This is a genomic window from Kitasatospora sp. SC0581, assembly GCF_048159585.1.
Taxonomy (GTDB): Bacteria; Actinomycetota; Actinomycetes; order Streptomycetales; family Streptomycetaceae; genus Kitasatospora.
This window is the reverse complement of sequence record NZ_JBLRWA010000033.1, coordinates 22,050-37,094: the sequence shown is the minus strand read 5'-3', so window position 1 is coordinate 37,094 and position 15,045 is coordinate 22,050. Positions and strand designations below refer to the sequence as shown.

General features: G+C 74.1%; 11 protein-coding genes. 4 read left to right on the top strand and 7 right to left on the bottom strand.

Annotation, left to right across the window (positions count from 1 at the left end; all coding sequences use genetic code 11):
- Nucleotides 1–47: 47 nt before the first annotated feature.
- Entirely contained in the window at nt 48–1,739 is a 1,692-nt protein-coding gene (locus ACLWS4_RS32160) for a chitinase (RefSeq protein ID WP_416875984.1), read from the bottom strand.
- 244 nt (nt 1,740–1,983) lie between these two features.
- Here ACLWS4_RS32160 and ACLWS4_RS32155 point away from each other — a divergent pair, with 244 nt between their 5' ends.
- Nucleotides 1,984–5,202, top strand: coding sequence for a S41 family peptidase (locus tag ACLWS4_RS32155; RefSeq protein WP_416875983.1), 3,219 nt, complete (start codon nt 1,984–1,986; stop codon nt 5,200–5,202).
- Between the two features lie 9 nt (nt 5,203–5,211).
- Here ACLWS4_RS32155 and ACLWS4_RS32150 read toward each other — a convergent pair whose 3' ends face one another.
- On the bottom strand, nt 5,212–5,424 hold the full coding sequence (locus ACLWS4_RS32150) for a hypothetical protein (protein ID WP_049651940.1): 213 nt from the start codon (nt 5,422–5,424) through the stop codon (nt 5,212–5,214).
- Between the two features lie 184 nt (nt 5,425–5,608).
- Between ACLWS4_RS32150 and ACLWS4_RS32145 the strand changes: the two genes are divergently transcribed.
- Nucleotides 5,609–6,415, top strand: a complete 807-nt coding sequence (locus ACLWS4_RS32145) for a phosphoribosyl-dephospho-CoA transferase MdcG domain-containing protein (protein WP_117487882.1) — start codon at nt 5,609–5,611, stop codon at nt 6,413–6,415.
- Nucleotides 6,416–6,542: 127 nt separating this feature from the next.
- Entirely contained in the window at nt 6,543–7,187 is a 645-nt protein-coding gene (locus tag ACLWS4_RS32140) for a dihydrofolate reductase family protein (protein WP_416875982.1), read from the top strand.
- A gap of 60 nt (nt 7,188–7,247) precedes the next feature.
- Here ACLWS4_RS32140 and ACLWS4_RS32135 read toward each other — a convergent pair whose 3' ends face one another.
- From ACLWS4_RS32135 to snpA (ACLWS4_RS32120), 4 genes are all read right to left on the bottom strand, one after another.
- A complete protein-coding gene (locus tag ACLWS4_RS32135) occupies nt 7,248–9,335 on the bottom strand; it encodes a phosphocholine-specific phospholipase C (protein ID WP_416875981.1) in 2,088 nt (695 codons plus the stop codon).
- Nucleotides 9,336–9,512: 177 nt separating this feature from the next.
- Nucleotides 9,513–10,172 carry a pentapeptide repeat-containing protein gene (locus tag ACLWS4_RS32130; protein WP_049652227.1) on the bottom strand — a complete coding sequence of 220 codons (660 nt, stop codon included), beginning with the start codon at nt 10,170–10,172 and terminating at the stop codon, nt 9,513–9,515.
- Between the two features lie 208 nt (nt 10,173–10,380).
- Complete coding sequence (snpA, locus tag ACLWS4_RS32125; RefSeq protein ID WP_049652228.1) at nt 10,381–11,007, bottom strand: snapalysin; 627 nt, start codon at nt 11,005–11,007, stop codon at nt 10,381–10,383.
- Nucleotides 11,008–11,319: 312 nt separating this feature from the next.
- Nucleotides 11,320–11,961, bottom strand: a complete 642-nt coding sequence (gene snpA / locus ACLWS4_RS32120) for a snapalysin (RefSeq protein WP_416875980.1) — start codon at nt 11,959–11,961, stop codon at nt 11,320–11,322.
- Nucleotides 11,962–12,279: 318 nt separating this feature from the next.
- Between snpA (ACLWS4_RS32120) and ACLWS4_RS32115 the strand changes: the two genes are divergently transcribed.
- Entirely contained in the window at nt 12,280–13,257 is a 978-nt protein-coding gene (locus ACLWS4_RS32115) for a LysR family transcriptional regulator (protein WP_380778881.1), read from the top strand.
- 76 nt (nt 13,258–13,333) lie between these two features.
- Here ACLWS4_RS32115 and ACLWS4_RS32110 read toward each other — a convergent pair whose 3' ends face one another.
- The gene (locus tag ACLWS4_RS32110; protein WP_416875979.1) at nt 13,334–14,557 is read right to left on the bottom strand and encodes a low temperature requirement protein A; all 1,224 of its coding nucleotides are present in this window, start codon (nt 14,555–14,557) and stop codon (nt 13,334–13,336) included.
- Between the last annotated feature and the right edge of the window lie 488 nt (nt 14,558–15,045).

Below are 15,045 nucleotides of genomic sequence, written 5' to 3'. Positions count from 1 at the left end.
CCGCGGGCGGCCGGGTCAGCGGATCAGCCGGCCCGGGACTCGGCTGCTCAGCGGCCGAAGTAGCCGTTGAAGTTCTTGGAGAACTCCTGGCCGCCGAACCGGTCCCAGTTGATCGACCAGGTCATCAGCCCGCGCAGGTTCGGCTGCGCGCCCGAACGCGGCACGTAGGTCCCGCAGTTGGCCAGCTTGGTGAGGCAGTCGAGCGCCTTGTTCACCTCGGCCGGGGCGACGTAGCCGTTGCCCGCGTTGGTGGTGGCCGGCATGCCGATGGCGACCTTGGAGGCGGGCAGCGCCGGGAACACGTTGTTCGCGTTGCCCGCCACCGGGAAGCCCTTGAGCAGCATGTCGGTCATCGCGACGTGGAAGTCGGCGCCGCCCATCGAGTGGTACTGGTTGTCCAGGCCCATGATGGAGCCGGAGTTGTAGTCCTGGACGTGCAGCAGGGTGAGGTCGTCGCGCAGCGCGTGGATGACCGGCAGGTACGCCCCGGCGCGCGGGTCCTGGCCGCCCCAGGGGCCGGATCCGTAGTACTGGTAGCCGAGTTGGACGAAGAAGGTCTCCGGCGCCATGGTCAGCACGAAGCCCGGGCCGTACTTGGCCTTGAGGGTCTTCACCGCGGAGATCAGGTTGACGATGACCGGGCTGGTCGGGTTCCTGAAGTCGGTGTCACCGGTGTTGAGGGAGAGCGAGTGGCCCTCGAAGTCGATGTCCAGGCCGTCCAGGCCCCACTTGTCGATGATCGCCGAGACCGAGCTGACGAAGGTGTCCCGGGCGGCGGTGCTGGTCAGCTGGACCTGGCCGTTCTGGCCGCCGATCGAGATCAGCACCTTCTTGCCCTGGGCCCGCTTGGCGGCGATGGCGGCCTTGAACTCGTCGTCCGACTCGACGGTCGGGCACTCGGTGGCCGGGCAGCGGTTGAAGCGGATGTCGCCTGAGGTGACGGAGGTGGGCTCGCCGAAGGACAGGTTGATGAAGTCCCAGGAGTTCGGGACGTCGGCCATCCGGGTGTAGCCGGCGCCGTTGGCGAAGCTCGCGTGCAGGTAGCCGACCAGGGCGTGGCTGCCGGCGGGCGGGCTGGTGGGCGTCCCCGTGGGGGTGCCCGTGGGCGTGCCGGTCGGGGTGCCGGTGGGCGTCCCGGTCGGTGTGCCCGTCGGGGTCGCGGTCGGCGAGGCGGTCGGCGAGGCCGTCCCGGTGGGCGTCGGCGTGGGCGTCGGGCTGGGCGCGCCCGGCCCGTCCAGCGAGATGTCGTCCGCGTAGTAGGTGCCCTGGCCGTACCAGCCGTGGGTGTAGACGGTGGCGCTGGTCTGGGTGGCGCCGGTGGTGAAGCTGAGGCTGAGCTTCTGGTACGAGCCGCCGGTGCCCGGGGTCCAGGTGCTCGGGCCGCCGCCGTCCACGCCCAGGTAGACGTACGAGCCGTTGACGTAGGCGCTGAGCGTGTAGGTGGTGTTCGGGGCGACGGTGACGGTCTGGCCGCACTGGGCGGTGTCGCCGGCCGTGGCGGCCGCGGCGAGCGCGCGACTGCCGCCGTGCACCGGGCTGGTGACGACGCCGCCGGAGTTGCCGGAGCAGCTCCAGGGGCCGAGTGAGCCGGACTCGAAGCCGCCGTTAACCAGGAACTCGCCGGCCGAGGCGGTGGGCGCCAGGCCGAGTGTGACGCCGACCAGCGTGGCCGCGGCGACGGCGGAGGCGGTGCCGGCCGCGATGGTGGCACGGCGTTGTCCGGGAAGGGTTCTGCGCATGCGGGTGCTCCTGCGATGGCGCGGTCGTGGGGGACGTCCGAGGGCACGCCGGAGCACGGGCCAGTGGGGGGAACGGCCCGGCCTGGCACCCAAGTTGGACTAGACCACTGAAGTGGATCCGGCCGGGAGGTGTCAATGGTCCAGACCGGTTCGGACGGCCCCGGCCCACCGGCCCCCGGCCGCCCCCGGCCACCCCCGGTTGCCTCCGGTTGCCGGAGGTGACACCCCGTCGAAGGATGGAGGCGTGACCCCGCCCGGCTACCTCCGCCACCCCCACCTGCACGGCGGCCTGCTCACCTTCACCGCCGAGGACGACGTCTGGATCGCCCCGCTGGACGCCGACGGCGGCGGCACCGGCCGGGCCTGGCGGGTCGGCTGCGACCGCACCCGGGTCAGCCACCCCCGCTTCTCCCCCGACGGCACCACCCTCGCCTGGACCAGCTGGCTCGCCCTGACCCCCGAGGTGTGGACCGCCCCGGTCGAGGGCGGCCCGGCGGACCGGCTCAGCTTCTGGGGCAGTCAGGACACCCGGGTGCGCGGCTGGCTGCCGGACGGCGAGGTGCTGGCCGTCACCTCCTACCACGAGCCCTTCGGCCACTACACCTGGGCACACGCCCTGCCGCCGGACGGCTCCCCCGGCCGCCGGATGCCCTGGGGGCCGGTCGGCGACGCCCAGATGAGCCGCGAGCGGACCGTGCTGCTCACCGGCGCCGCCCCGCACGGGCCGGCCGCCTGGAAGCGCTACCGGGGCGGCGCCACCGGCCGGCTCTGGGTGGACGGCGACCGGATCCTGCCCGGGCACACCGGGCACCTCGCCGCACCGATGCCGGTCGGCGGCCCGCTCGGCGACCGGATCGCCTTCCTCTCCGACCACGAGGGCATCGGCAACGTCTACTCCTGCCGCCCGGACGGCACCGACCTGCGCCGGCACACCGACCACGCCTCCTACTACGCCCGCGAGGCCGCCACCGACGGCACCCGGATCGTCTACCAGCACGCCGGCGACCTCTGGCTGCTGGACGACCTGGCCGCCCCCGCCCCGCGCCGGCTGCACGTCCCGCTCGGCGGCGCCCGGGCCGGCCGCCGCCCGTACCAGGTCAGCGCCGCCGGCCAGGTCAAGGACCTCGCCTGCGACCAGACCGGCCGGGCCGGGGTGGTCACCGTGCGCGGCAGCCAGTACTGGCTCACCCACAAGGACGGCCCGGCCCGGGCGCTCGCCGACACCCCCGGGGTGCGCACCCGGCTGCCGGTGCTGCTCGGGCACACCGGCGAGGCGGCCTGGGTCACCGACGCCGAGGGCGCCGACGCGATCGAGGTGGTGCCGCTGCCGGGGCACCCCCGCTCGGAGCAGCACCGCCACCGGGTGCTCGCCGCCGGGCGGATCGGCCGGGTCCTGGAGCTCACCGCCTCCCCCGACGGCAGCCGGCTCGCCGCCACCACCTCGGACGGGCGGCTGCTGCTGGTCTCCGCCGCCGACGGCGGGGTGCGCGAACTGGCCGCCTCCGGCTACGGGCCGGTCACCGGCGCCCGCTTCTCCCCCGACTCGCACTGGACCGCCTGGTCCGAGCCGGTCGCCGGGCGCTCGCTGCGCCGCATCCGGCTCACCCGCGCCGACGCGTCCGCGGCGACCACCGACGTCACCGACGGCCGGTTCGAGGACGAGCAGCCGGTGTTCACCCGGGACGGCCGCTACCTGGCCTTCCTGTCCTGGCGCGGCTTCGACCCGGTCCACGACGTGCACACCGGCGACCTCTCCTTCCCGGTCGGCTGCCGCCCGTACCTCGTCCCGCTCGCCGCCGACACCCCCTCACCGTTCACCGCCCCGCCCGAGGACGGCGCCGCGCACGGCGAAGGCGGCGACGGCACCGTCCGGGTCGACCCGGAGGGCATCGGCGAGCGGCTGCTCCAGTTCCCGGTGATCGCCTCCAAGTACTCGGCCACCGACGCGGTGCGCGGCGGCCTGGTCTGGCTGCGCTGGCCGATCTCCGGCACCCTCGGGCAGACCTTCGCCAGCCCGGAGGACACCTCGGGGCGCCCCTCGCTGGAGCACTTCGACCTGGCCCGGGGCACCCGCAGCACGCTGGTCGACAAGCTGGACGGCTACGCGGTCTCCGGGGACGGCGGCTCGATCGCGGTCTACTCGGCCGGGACGCTGCGGGTGGTCCCGGTCGCCGCCCCCACCGCCGGCACCACCGTCGACCTGCGCCGGATCACCCACACCGTGCACCCGGCCGCCGAGTGGCGCCAGGCCTACCACGAGGCGGCCCGGATCGTCCGGGACCAGTTCTGGGACGAGCGGATGTCCGGCCTGGACTGGCCCGCACTGGTCGCCCAGTACGAGCCGCTGCTGGACCGGGTCTGCTCCCCCGACGACTTCGCCGACCTGCTGCGCGAACTCCTCGGCGAACTCGGCACCTCGCACGCCTACGTCACCCCCTCCCGGCGCGCCGAGGGCCCGGTGCTCGCCCAGCAGCCGCTCGGCCTGCTCGGCGCCAACGCCCACCGCTCCCCCGACGGCCGCTGGCTGGTCGACCGGGTGCTGCCCGGCGAGACCTCCGACCCGCGCGCCCGCGCCCCGCTCGCCGCCCAGGGCGTGCGGGACGGCGACGAGTTCCTGGAGGTCGGCGGCCGCCCGGTGGACCCGCTGCGCGGACCGCTGCCGCTGCTGGCCGGCACCGGCGGCACGACGCTCGAACTGGCCCTGCGCGGCGCCCCGGACGGCCCGGTGCGGCGGATCGTGATCACCCCGCTGGTCGACGAGCGGCCCATCCGCTACCAGGACTGGGTGGCCAAACGGCGTTCCCTGGTCCGCGAGTTCAGCGACGGGCGGTGCGGCTACCTGCACATCCCGGACCTCGGCGGCTCCGGCTGGGCGCAGTTCAACCGGGACCTGCGGCGCGAACTGGACAAGCCCGCGCTGGTCCTGGACGTCCGCGGCAACGCCGGCGGCAACGTCTCCGAACTCGTCCTGGAGAAACTCTCCCGGCACGTCCTGGCCTGGGACTTCACCCGGGACCGCCGCCCGGTCCGCTGGCCCCGGCACGCACCGCGCGGACCGCTGGTGGCGCTGGCCGACGAGGCCACCAGCTCCGACGGCGACGTGATCATCGCGGCGATCAAGCTGCTCGGGCTCGGCCCGGTGATCGGCGCCCGCACCTGGGGCGGGGTGGTCGGGATGAGCGGGCGGCACACCCTCGGCGACGGCACCCAGATCTCGGTGCCGAAGAACGCCTCCTGGTTCGGCGGCGGGCTCGGCTGGACGGTGGAGAACCGGGGTGTCGAACCGGACGTGCACGTGCTGCGCACCCCGCGCGACTGGGCCCGGGGGCGCCACCCGGAGCTGGTCGCCGCCGTCCAGCTGGCCCTGGAGCTGCTGGAGGACGCCCCCGCCGCCGAGCCGCCGTCCGCCGACACCCCCCGGCCGGACCTGCGCCGCCCGCCGCTGCCGCCGCGTACGGCCTGAACTCCGGGCTCAGCCCCAGGGGTCGCCCTCGGCGGTCATGTTCTCGGCGGCGCGCCGGTCGGCCTCCTCCTGGGCGAGCCGTTCCTGCTGCTCCCGGGTGCGCTCGATGTCGTCGCCGTACGCGTCGGCGGCCTCGTCGTGGGCGAGGGCGGCCCGCTGGGCGGACTCCTGCCCGACGGACTCGTGCTGCGGCCGGTGGAACAACCTGTCGAAGATGCCCATGGCTCCTCCTCCGGGGGGAACGACGGAATGCCGGGCTGTCCCCCACTCTCACACCGGGCACGGACGGGCGCACCTTGAGCCTTTGGTCCCTGGTGAACGCGTCCAAGGGCCGTAGCCGGGAGCCGCCGGACGGGCGGAGGGTGGTGGCCGTCGGCGACATCCACGCCACCCCCTGGAGCCCGCAGTGACCGTCGTACACCCCGGAAGCCCCGCCCGGCGCACCGCCGAGGACCAGCACGACGGACCGCGCCGGCGGGTCGGCCCGCTGGCCGCCCTGGACGGCCGGCTGCCCGGCGCCCACGACCTGCTGCTGATGCAGTGCCCCAGCTCGCTGCGGCCCCTCGCGGGCGGCGAACTGCCGGACTGGGCACGGGCCGTGCTGCGGGCGCACCCCTGGGTGACGGTCGGCCGGGCGCCCGCCGTGGTCGGCAACCCGGTGGACCTGCCGCACCCCCAGCGCTGCACCCGCGACCCGGAGGCCGCGCCCGAGCTGTGGTTCCCGGTGACCGTGCGCGGCCCGCGCCCCGGCCAGCGGCTGGACGCCCTGGCCCCCTGGGCGGCGGTGGCCCGGACCCTGCGGCCCGAACAGCTCCCCGACCGGCGCGGGCACCTGGCCCCCGAACGGCTCGCCGGCATCCCGGCCCTGGCCCTGCTGCCCGAGGTCGGCCGGCTGGTCGCGGACCACCGGCTGCCCTGGGGCCCGATCGGCGCGGTCGGCTACGAGCTGGGCAGCGGCGTGCCGGTGGCCGGGCCGATGAGCCCGCTGCGGCTGGTGCTGCGCGCGCCGCAGCCGATCAGCCGGCGGGACGCCCTGCAGCTGCGGCGGGCCCTGACCAAGCTGCCGGTGCCCGTGCAGGCCGAACTGGAGACCCGGCACGGCTCGGTGCAGCTCGCCGAGTACGCCTCCGGCGCGCTCGGCCTCACCCTGCTGACCCCGGACGGGCCCCGCGAGGTCCACGACCCGTGGTTCCCCCGGGGCCCGTTCGCCTGACGGGCCCGGACCGCCCCCGAGAGAAGTCCTCGAAAAATCCCGGGCCCGACGTCAATCCCGCCGGGTCCGCTCCGACGTCCCGGTGTGCGGCACCCCGCCGCACGATCACGGGACAGGAGCCCCAGTCATGAACCAACTGCTCAGAGTCATGAACTTCAACGTCTCCGCTGACGGCGTCGCGGCCGGCGAGCACCAGAGCTTCGAGCTGCCGTTCGGCCTCGACCGCCCCGAGCGGCTCTTCTCCTGGGCCGGGGCCACCGCGAGCTGGCCGATGCGCACCGACCCCGGCGGCAGCCGGGGCCTGGACGACTACTTCACCCGGGACTTCGACCGCAACATCGGCGCCGAGATCATGGGCCGCAACAAGTTCGGCCCCCAGCGCGGGCCGTGGCAGGACCACGAGTGGCGCGGCTGGTGGGGTGCCGAGCCCCCGTTCCGTACGCCGGTGTTCGTCATGACCCACCACACCCGGCCGTCGTTCACGCTCTCCGACACCACCTTCCACTTCGTCGACGGCGATCCGGCCACCGTCCTCAAGCAGGCCCGGGAGGCCGCCGACGGCAAGGACGTCCGCCTCGGCGGCGGGGTCACCACCATCCGCCAGTTCCTCGACGCCGACCTCGTGGACTCCCTGCACATCGCGGTCTCCCCGCTGGAACTCGGCACCGGGCTGAAGCTCTGGGAGTCCCCCGACGAGCTGCTCGACCGGTTCCACCTGGAGGTCGTCCCCAGCCCGAGCGGTGTGGCCCACCACCTGTTCTGGCGGCGGTGACACGGGGCCCCACTTCTCGGCGGAGGAGTGGGGCCCCGTTCGGCGCGGTGGGAACGACGGTCAGCCGGTGACGCTGGGAGCGCCGGTCTCCAGGTGGCCGGTGAAGCGCTGGGACCAGGTGCTGTCCGCATCCACCGTCACGGTGAAGTCGTACCAGCCGTTGCTGTACGCCACGGCGTTGAAGAAGTCGCTGACGCTGCCGCCGGCCGGGACCTGGTACGTCCAGGGGCCGTCGGTGCGGTAGTTGTTGGACGCGATCGTGAACGTGATCGGGGTGCTGCCGGAGTTGGCGAGCTTGAAGTAGAGCGCGAGCTTGCCGGTGCCCGGCTCGACCGCGTAGGAGGCGGTGACGGCGGCGTTCTTGCCCGCCTTCGTCGCGTCGCCCTTGAAGCGGCGCAGGAAGCGGTTGGGGCCGACCACCGTGAGGTCGTACGGGCCGCCGCCGAAGTTGGTGCCGCAGTTGAAGAAGTCGCTGGTGCTGCCGCCCGGGTCCACCGTGTACTGCCAGGGACCGCCGCCGCGGTAGGCGTTGGCGTAGGCCGCGAAGTGCGCGGACTTGGTGGCGGCGGCGCCCCCGTTGTCCATCGCGATCCAGACCTTCATCACCCCGCCGGAACCGAACTCCAGGTGGTCCAGGTTGGCGTTCGGCTGGTACGGCAGGGCGCGCGCCGGGCGGGTGCCGGACTCCTGCACCGGGAGCTGGTTGTTCACCGGGGCCGGGTTGGGCAGCGGGCCGCAGGCGGACAGGCCGATGGTCTGCGAGGTGTCGGGCAGCGCGGGCAGGCCGTAGACCGGGTTGGCGAAGTCGAACACGCTGGTGAGGTCGCCGCAGACCCGGCGGCGCCAGTCGCTGATGTTCGGGCAGGTGGCGGGCTTGCCGAGGGCGGCGGTCCAGGTCTCCAGGAAGCGCAGCACCGAGGTGTGGTCGAAGGTCTCGGAGTTGACCCAGCCGCCGCGGGTCCACGGCGAGACGGCGATGAGCGGGACGCGGAAGCCGAGGCCGATGTTGGTGCCGTTGTAGAACTCGCCCGGGGTGCCGGCCGGGGCGGCGGGCGGCGGGACGTGGTCGAAGAAGCCGTCGTTCTCGTCGTAGTTGATGAACAGGACGGACGAGTCGAAGACGTTCGGGTCCGCGTTGAGCGCGTCGATCACCATGTGGACGAAGTGCGCGCCGTCCACCGGGGTGGCGTACGGGTGCTCGGAGGAGGCCTGGTCGGGGACGATCCAGCTCACCTGCGGCAGCGTCCCGGCCAGCACGTCGGCCTTGATGGCGGCGGCGATGTCGTCCGGTGTCCGCCCGGTGACCTTGGGCACCGAGCCCATGCCCTTGACGGCCAGCGGGCTGCCGGCCTGGGCGCCCGTGAAGTTCGTGAAGTACGCCAGGGCGTTGTCGCCGTAGTTGTCGGCGGCGTTCTGGTAGACCTTCCAGCTGACGCCGGCGCTCTCCAGCGCCTCGGCGTAGGTCTGCCAGCGCAGGCCCTTCTCGTCGCCGCCGTCGTAGGCCGGGCCGCCCGCGGTGCCGGCCGGGTCGATCTGGCCGGACCAGTGGTAGGTGCGGTTGGGGCCGGTCGCGCTGAGCACGGAGCAGTGGTAGGCGTCGCAGATCGTCCAGTTCTCGGCCAGGGCGTAGTGGAACGGGATGTCCTGGCGGGTGAGGAAGCCGAGCGTGCGGACGTTGCCCTTGGCGGCGACCCAGGAGTCCATCTTGCCGCCGTTCCAGGCCTTGTGCTGGTCACCCCATCCGTGGCTGAGGTCCCCGTTGCACTGGGCGAGGCGCTCCGGGTCCGCTCCGCCGGCCGGCTTGGTCTGGCTGAACTGCCAGGGGTACTGGCGGGCGAGCAGGCCGTTCGGCTGGTTGAAGACGCTGTAGCCGCCGGAGATCTGGATGGCGCTGCGGTCGGCGAAGCCGCGCACGCCGCGCAGCGTGCCGAAGTAGTGGTCGAAGCTGCGGTTCTCCTGCATCAGGATCACCACGTGCCGGGCGTCGGTGATGGTGCCGGTCGCGCTGAGCGCGGCGGTGGAAGCGGGAGCCGCGCCACTTCCCTGGGCGGCCCCCGCGGGCCCCGCGGCTCCGGTGCCGGCCACGGCGAGGCCTGCCGCGGCGGCGCCGGACAGCGTGACGAACTTCCTACGACTCAACTCGGCCATCAGACCGGTCCGTCCCTTCGCTGGCGATGTTGTGTGCACAAGTCGGGGCCATCGATCGCGGAGAAGTCTCCACCTCGGCCCGACCGGCCCACCAGGTGCCGACGGCAGGTTTGGCGGACTGTTCGCCCGGGCGTCACCGAGCGACGCCCGGCTGAACGCGCGGAGGGGCTCAGGTGCTCAGCGGTCCTTGACCTCGATCCCCAGCGCGTGGGCGAACTGGGGGGCCAGCTCCATCAGTTGGAGCGAGCTGATGACCGCCCCGCGCAGCCCCTGGTGGCCGTCGACCAGGCCGAGCCGGACGGCGCCCCGCAGGTCTGTCCGGCTCAGCGTGGCGCCGCGCAGCCGGACCTCCTCCAGCGTGGAGCCGGGGAAGGACACCCCGGTCAGCTTCGCCTCGCCGAAGTCCACGTCGCGCAGCAGGCAGTCCTCGAAGACGACGTCCCGCAGGACGGCCGAGCGCAGGTTGACCGCCTCCAGCTTGCAGCCCCGGAACACCACCCGGCGCAGCGCCGAGCCGTACCCGGCGACCCCGGCGAGCACGCCGCCGACGAAGGAGCTGTCCTGCCACTCGGAGTCGCTCAGGTCGCAGGCGACCCACCGGCCGGCCTGCACCCACACCTCGTTGAACCGGGCCTGGCGCAGCTTGACCCCGCTGAGCGCGACACCGGTGAAGGCGCACTCCAGGAAGGCCGCCCCGGCGCCCGACTCGTCGGTGTGCTCGCCGCCGTCGAAGTGCGCGGTGTCGTACCGCTCGTCGGCGCGCAGCGGCCCGGTGTGCGGGCGCAGCAGCTCGGCGTACGGGAGGTCGGCGAGCCGGTCGGGGGCGGAACGGGGCATGGCGGTGGCTCCTGGCGGTCGGGGCGTACGGGTCTCGGCCGCATGCTCGCACGCGGCACCGACAACGCCGGGGAGCGACGAGGCCCCGGACCGGATCGCACCCGGGAAGCGCCGAGGCCCCGGACCGGCCGCGCCGAGGCGGCCGGTCCGGGGTTCACCGTCCGGGGTTCACCGTCCGGGGTTCAGCGCCCGGGGTTCAGCGCCCGGGTCAGCCGCGCGCCCAGAGCGAGTTGACGCGGCTGCGCTCGGTGGTGTTCGGGTACGGGTTGGTGCAGGAGGTGCCGGGGCCGCCGCCGGACATCAGCTCGCTGCACGGGCCGGAGTAGTGGTCCGGCAGGCCGAGCACGTGGCCGGTCTCGTGCGCCACCACGCGCACCGAGCTGTACTGCTGGTTCTGCTGGTAGTCGAGGAAGACGTAGCCGCGCCCGTGGCCGTCGGTGCTGGCGTAGGAGCCGCGGCTGTCGTTGCCCTCGTAGTAGCGGAAGTCGGCGGCCGAACCGGACTGCAGCTTGACGTTGGCGACCGAGCCGTTCCAGATCTGCGCGGCCTGGGATATCTGGTTGCGGAAGGAGGGGGCGGAGCTGGCGTCGTAGGTGACGGTGACGCTCGCCAGGCCCGGGTTGGCGGCCTGCTTGGCCTTGGCCGAGGCCATCACGGCCTGGAAGAAGGCCTGGTTGTTCGCCGCCTCCGCGGCCGAACCGGCGTACGTCGTGGCGGTGTAGCCCTGCACGGCCGGGGCGGTCGGCGTCGCGGCCGCGGCGGCGGTGGTGGGCAGCACGGCGAGGCCGGCCGCGAGGGCGAGGCCGAGGGTGGCGGACAGCACGGATCGCTTCATGTGGGGGCTCCGATTCCTGAGGTGACGTGGCCGGTTGGGGGCCGGCCGGGGGGAACACCTGGTCAACGGGTGGTGTCCCCAGAGCTTCGGGCAACCCGGCGCGTGCGCGGATGATGCCAACCCGCGATAGCACCGTTCAATACCCCTGCTATGGAGTCGATTTGAGCTGTCTTTTCCTCGCCTTGACTCAATCGTGCCCCTGGCATTCCGTTCCGGCGGCGGCTAGGCTCCGGTCCGGGGAAGTACCCGGGGTGGCGGGCCGCTCGATTCCGGCCGAGCGGCCCGCCACCCCGAACCCGCTTGCCGCTCGCGTCAGTTCCGCGCCGCGAGACCGTTCGCCCAGAGGTAGTCGACCTGGCTGCGCTCGTTGCCGTCGGGGTACGGGTTGGTGCAGGACGGGCCGGGGCCGCCGCCGGACATCAGCTCGCTGCACGGGCCGGAGTAGTCGTCGGGCAGGCCGAGCACGTGGCCGGTCTCGTGCGCCACCACGCGGAGCGAGCTGTACTGCTGGTTCTGCTGGTAGTCGAGGAAGACGTAGCCGTGGCCGTGGCCGTCGGTGCTGGCGTAGGAGCCGCGGCTGTCGTTGCCCTCGTAGTACGAGAAGTCGCCGCTGCCGCTCGCCGCCTGGAGCCGGACGTTGGTCTCCGAGCTGTTCCAGATCTGCGCGGCCTGGGATATCTGGCTGGTGAAGGAGGGCGCGTTCGCGGTGTCGTAGGTGACGGTGACGGTCGCCAGGCCGGGGTTGGCGGCCTGCTTGGCCTTGGCCGAGGCCATCACGGCCTGGAAGAAGGCCTGGTTGTTCGCCGCCTCCGCGGCCGAACCGGCGTACGTCGAGGGGGTGTAGCCCTGGACGGCCGGGGCGGCGGGAGCGGCGTTCGCGGCGGTGGCGGGCAGGACCGCCAGGCCGGCCGCGAGGGTCAGGCCCAGGGCTGCGGACAGCACGGATCGCTTCATGTGGGGACTCCGGTTTCGCGGTGCGCCGGCTCGCCGGGGCCCGATGGGGGCCGGGCCCGGCCGGGGCGCACGGTGGGGGCCGCCCCGGGCGGTGGCCGAGGGGCGGGTTGCTGCCCCCGAGCTTCGACCCGGGCGGGGCCGTCGCGGATGATGCCAACCGGCGATAGCACCACCGCATAGCGGCCCGGTGCCGTCGTGCGGCGCACCGGTCGATCCGTCGGCCGTTCAGCCGGTCGGTCCGTCGGCCGGCCCTTCGGCATGCCTTGAATGCCTGTCATGTCCTTGGCGAAGGGGTGCGACGGCGTCTATGCTCCCGACGTGGAGCTCGACGTGAGACACCTCCGGGTGCTGTGCGCGATCGCCGACAGCGGCAGCCTCCGCAAGGCCGCGCTCCAGCTCGGCATGACCCAGCCCTCCCTCACCACCCAGCTGCACCGCATCGAACGGGCCATCGGCGGCACCCTGTTCACCCGCGAGCAGACCGGCAGCCGGCCCACCGCGCTCGGCCACTCGGTGCTCTCCCGGGCCCGGCCGGTGATCACCGAGATGGCCGCCCTGGTGGCCGCCGCCCGCCAGGAGGCGCGGGACTCGGCCGGCCCCGGCCGGCAGCGGCGGCTGCGGATCGGCAGCGTCGGCAGCCGGGCGGTCGCGGCCTGGCTGCGCCGGGTGCACGAGCGGCTGCCGGACACCGACACCACCATCCACGTGGACATCTCGGCCAGCGCGCTGCTGCGGATGGTCGCCGCCGACCAGCTGGACGTGGCCTTCGTGCACGAGTGCGAGGGCTTCCCGCTGCGGGTGCCGCCGGACGCCGAGCACCGGGTGCTGATGGCCCGGGAGCCGCAGTTCGTCGCGCTCGCCGCCGGGCACCCGGCCGCCGCCCGCGACGTCGTCCACCTGGCCGACCTCGCCGAGGACACCTGGATGGTCGACCCGACCGCCGACCACGAGTACGCGGCGATGCGCCGGGTGTTCACCGAGGCCGGGCTCAACCCCCGGGTGCTGCAGGTGCGGGACAACGCCACCGCCGCCGAACTGGTCGCCTCCGGCGAGGCCGTCCGCCCCTGCCAGCCCACCTCGCTGCCCGGGCCCGGCACGGTGGTCCGCCCGGTGCACGGGGACCCGCTGGCCGTCCGGCTGCTGTTCACCTGGCGTCCGCGCGTGCTCAGCCCGCCCGCGCTGGACGCGCTGTACGGCGAACTGCGGGCCGCCTACCTGGATCTGGCCAAGGTCAACCCGGCCTACCTGGACTGGCTGGCGCGGCACGAGCCGGTGCTGCTGGGCCGGGTCGGCTGACGGGCGGGGCGGGCAGGGCGGTTCGGACTGAGCGGTTCGGACTGGGCGTGCCCCGTGGATCGGTACGCACCGCGGATCAGTAGGCCCGGCGGGCGCCCGCCCGCCTGCTCTCCCGGCCGTGGACCAGCACGCCCACCGCCACCATCAGCGCGCAGACCAGGCCCGCCGCGAGCACCCCGGAGCCGCCGAGCGCGGTGCAGGCCAGCACCAGCGCGGCCCCCGTCGGCGCCACCGACTGGGCCGCCGCACCCCGCTTGGTGTGCCGGGAGTGCAGGAACCAGACCGTGACCAGGTAGAGCGCGGTGGGCACGGTGACCGTCGCGGTGGCGGCGGTCTCGGAGATGTGCGCCTGGTGCACCGCCGACTCCACCGCCACCTCCAGCCCGGTGCCGATCGCCGCCGCCGAGCCGAACACCAGGTAGTGCCCGTACCCCCAGACCAGCGCCTGCCGGTTGGAGCGCAGGTGCTCGTGGACGGGCCGGGCGAAGTAGATCCACCAGGCCGCGAAGCAGATCAGCAGCCCCCCGACCGCCACCGGCACCAGCCGGCCCAGCTCCTCGTGCTCGTCCACCGCCGACTGCACCGCGACGGTCGCCGCCGCCACCGTCTCGCCGAGCACGATCAGGGTGAACAGCCCGTACCGCTCGGCGATGTGGTGCGGGTGCCAGGGGGTCTGCCTCCACAGCTCGGCGACCACCGGCACGGCCAGCTCGCACAGCACCCCGACCGGGAAGAGGTACAGCCGGACGTCCTGCGGCAGGAACAGCACCACCACCCAGCCGGCCTGGCAGAGCGTGATCCCCACCGCGTAGCCCAGCGCGACCCGGCGCGCCGGGCCCTGTTCGCAGGCGGCCGCGCGCAGCCACTGGGTGACCATCGCCAGGCGCATCACCACGTAGCCGACGATCCCCAGTGTCAGGTCCTGGGCGGCGAAGATCCGCGGCACGCCGGCGGCGAGGATCAGCACCCCGGCGATCTGCACCAGCGTGGTGATCCGGTACGGCACGTCGTCGACGTCGTACGCGGAGGCGAACCAGGTGAAGTTCATCCAGGCCCACCAGATCGCGAAGAAGGCCAGCACGAAGCCGCGCAGGCCGTCGCCGTAGTGCCCCGCCGCCAGCGAGCCCGCCAGTTCGCGCCCGGCCTGGCCGACCGCGACCACGAAGCAGAGGTCGAAGAAGAGCTCCAGCGGGGTGGCGACCCGGTGCGGCTCGCTCCGGTCGCGCGGGACCATCCGGCGCACCGGCGGCGGATCGACGGGGTGGCTGGGGCGTGCCGTCGCGGCGGGGTCACTGGCCATCGGAGCTGCTCCGGGGAGTCGGGAGGAGGGCGGGGGGACCGTCCCGCGCATCCTGGCAGCGGCCCCGGCCCGGCGCACGCACCGGCGCGACGGCTGTGCACGCGGGCGCAACAGCTGTGCACGCTCCGGCGCGGCCCGGAATGTCCGCGCGCCCCCGGGTACGATGGCCCCGTATGTCCCCTTTTTTCCTTGCCGTCAGCCGTAGTTGACGCTCCGGTGCGCGAACCGGGTGACAGCGCGGCGGGTTTCCGGGCGCGCCCCGCGCGCTGCGTCGCGAGCGACCGGAGCGCCGCTAGATTCTTCCCCGGTTGGAAGAGCGCGGGCCCTGCCGGGCCCCACGACACGGGTGGCGTGCGGGCAACGCGGAAGGTCAAGGCGGGTGGCGGGATTGCGGGGGCGGCGGAGCCGATCCCCCCGCGTCCGCGCCACCGGCCTCGTGATCACCGCGCTGCTCGCCAGCGCCTGCCGTGCGGCCCGCCCCGCCCCGG

Excerpts from the sequence above, each read along its gene's own strand:
- ACLWS4_RS32160 (WP_416875984.1), bottom strand. The coding sequence starts at position 1,739 with ATGCGCAGAACCCTTCCCGGACAACGCCGTGCCACCATCGCGGCCGGC.
- ACLWS4_RS32150 (WP_049651940.1), bottom strand. The coding sequence starts at position 5,424 with ATGGGCATCTTCGACAGGTTGTTCCACCGGCCGCAGCACGAGTCCGTC.
- ACLWS4_RS32140 (WP_416875982.1), top strand. The coding sequence starts at position 6,543 with ATGAACCAACTGCTCAGAGTCATGAACTTCAACGTCTCCGCTGACGGC.
- ACLWS4_RS32135 (WP_416875981.1), bottom strand. The coding sequence starts at position 9,335 with ATGGCCGAGTTGAGTCGTAGGAAGTTCGTCACGCTGTCCGGCGCCGCC.
- ACLWS4_RS32130 (WP_049652227.1), bottom strand. The coding sequence starts at position 10,172 with ATGCCCCGTTCCGCCCCCGACCGGCTCGCCGACCTCCCGTACGCCGAG.
- snpA (WP_049652228.1), bottom strand. The coding sequence starts at position 11,007 with ATGAAGCGATCCGTGCTGTCCGCCACCCTCGGCCTCGCCCTCGCGGCC.
- snpA (WP_416875980.1), bottom strand. The coding sequence starts at position 11,961 with ATGAAGCGATCCGTGCTGTCCGCAGCCCTGGGCCTGACCCTCGCGGCC.
- ACLWS4_RS32110 (WP_416875979.1), bottom strand. The coding sequence starts at position 14,557 with ATGGCCAGTGACCCCGCCGCGACGGCACGCCCCAGCCACCCCGTCGAT.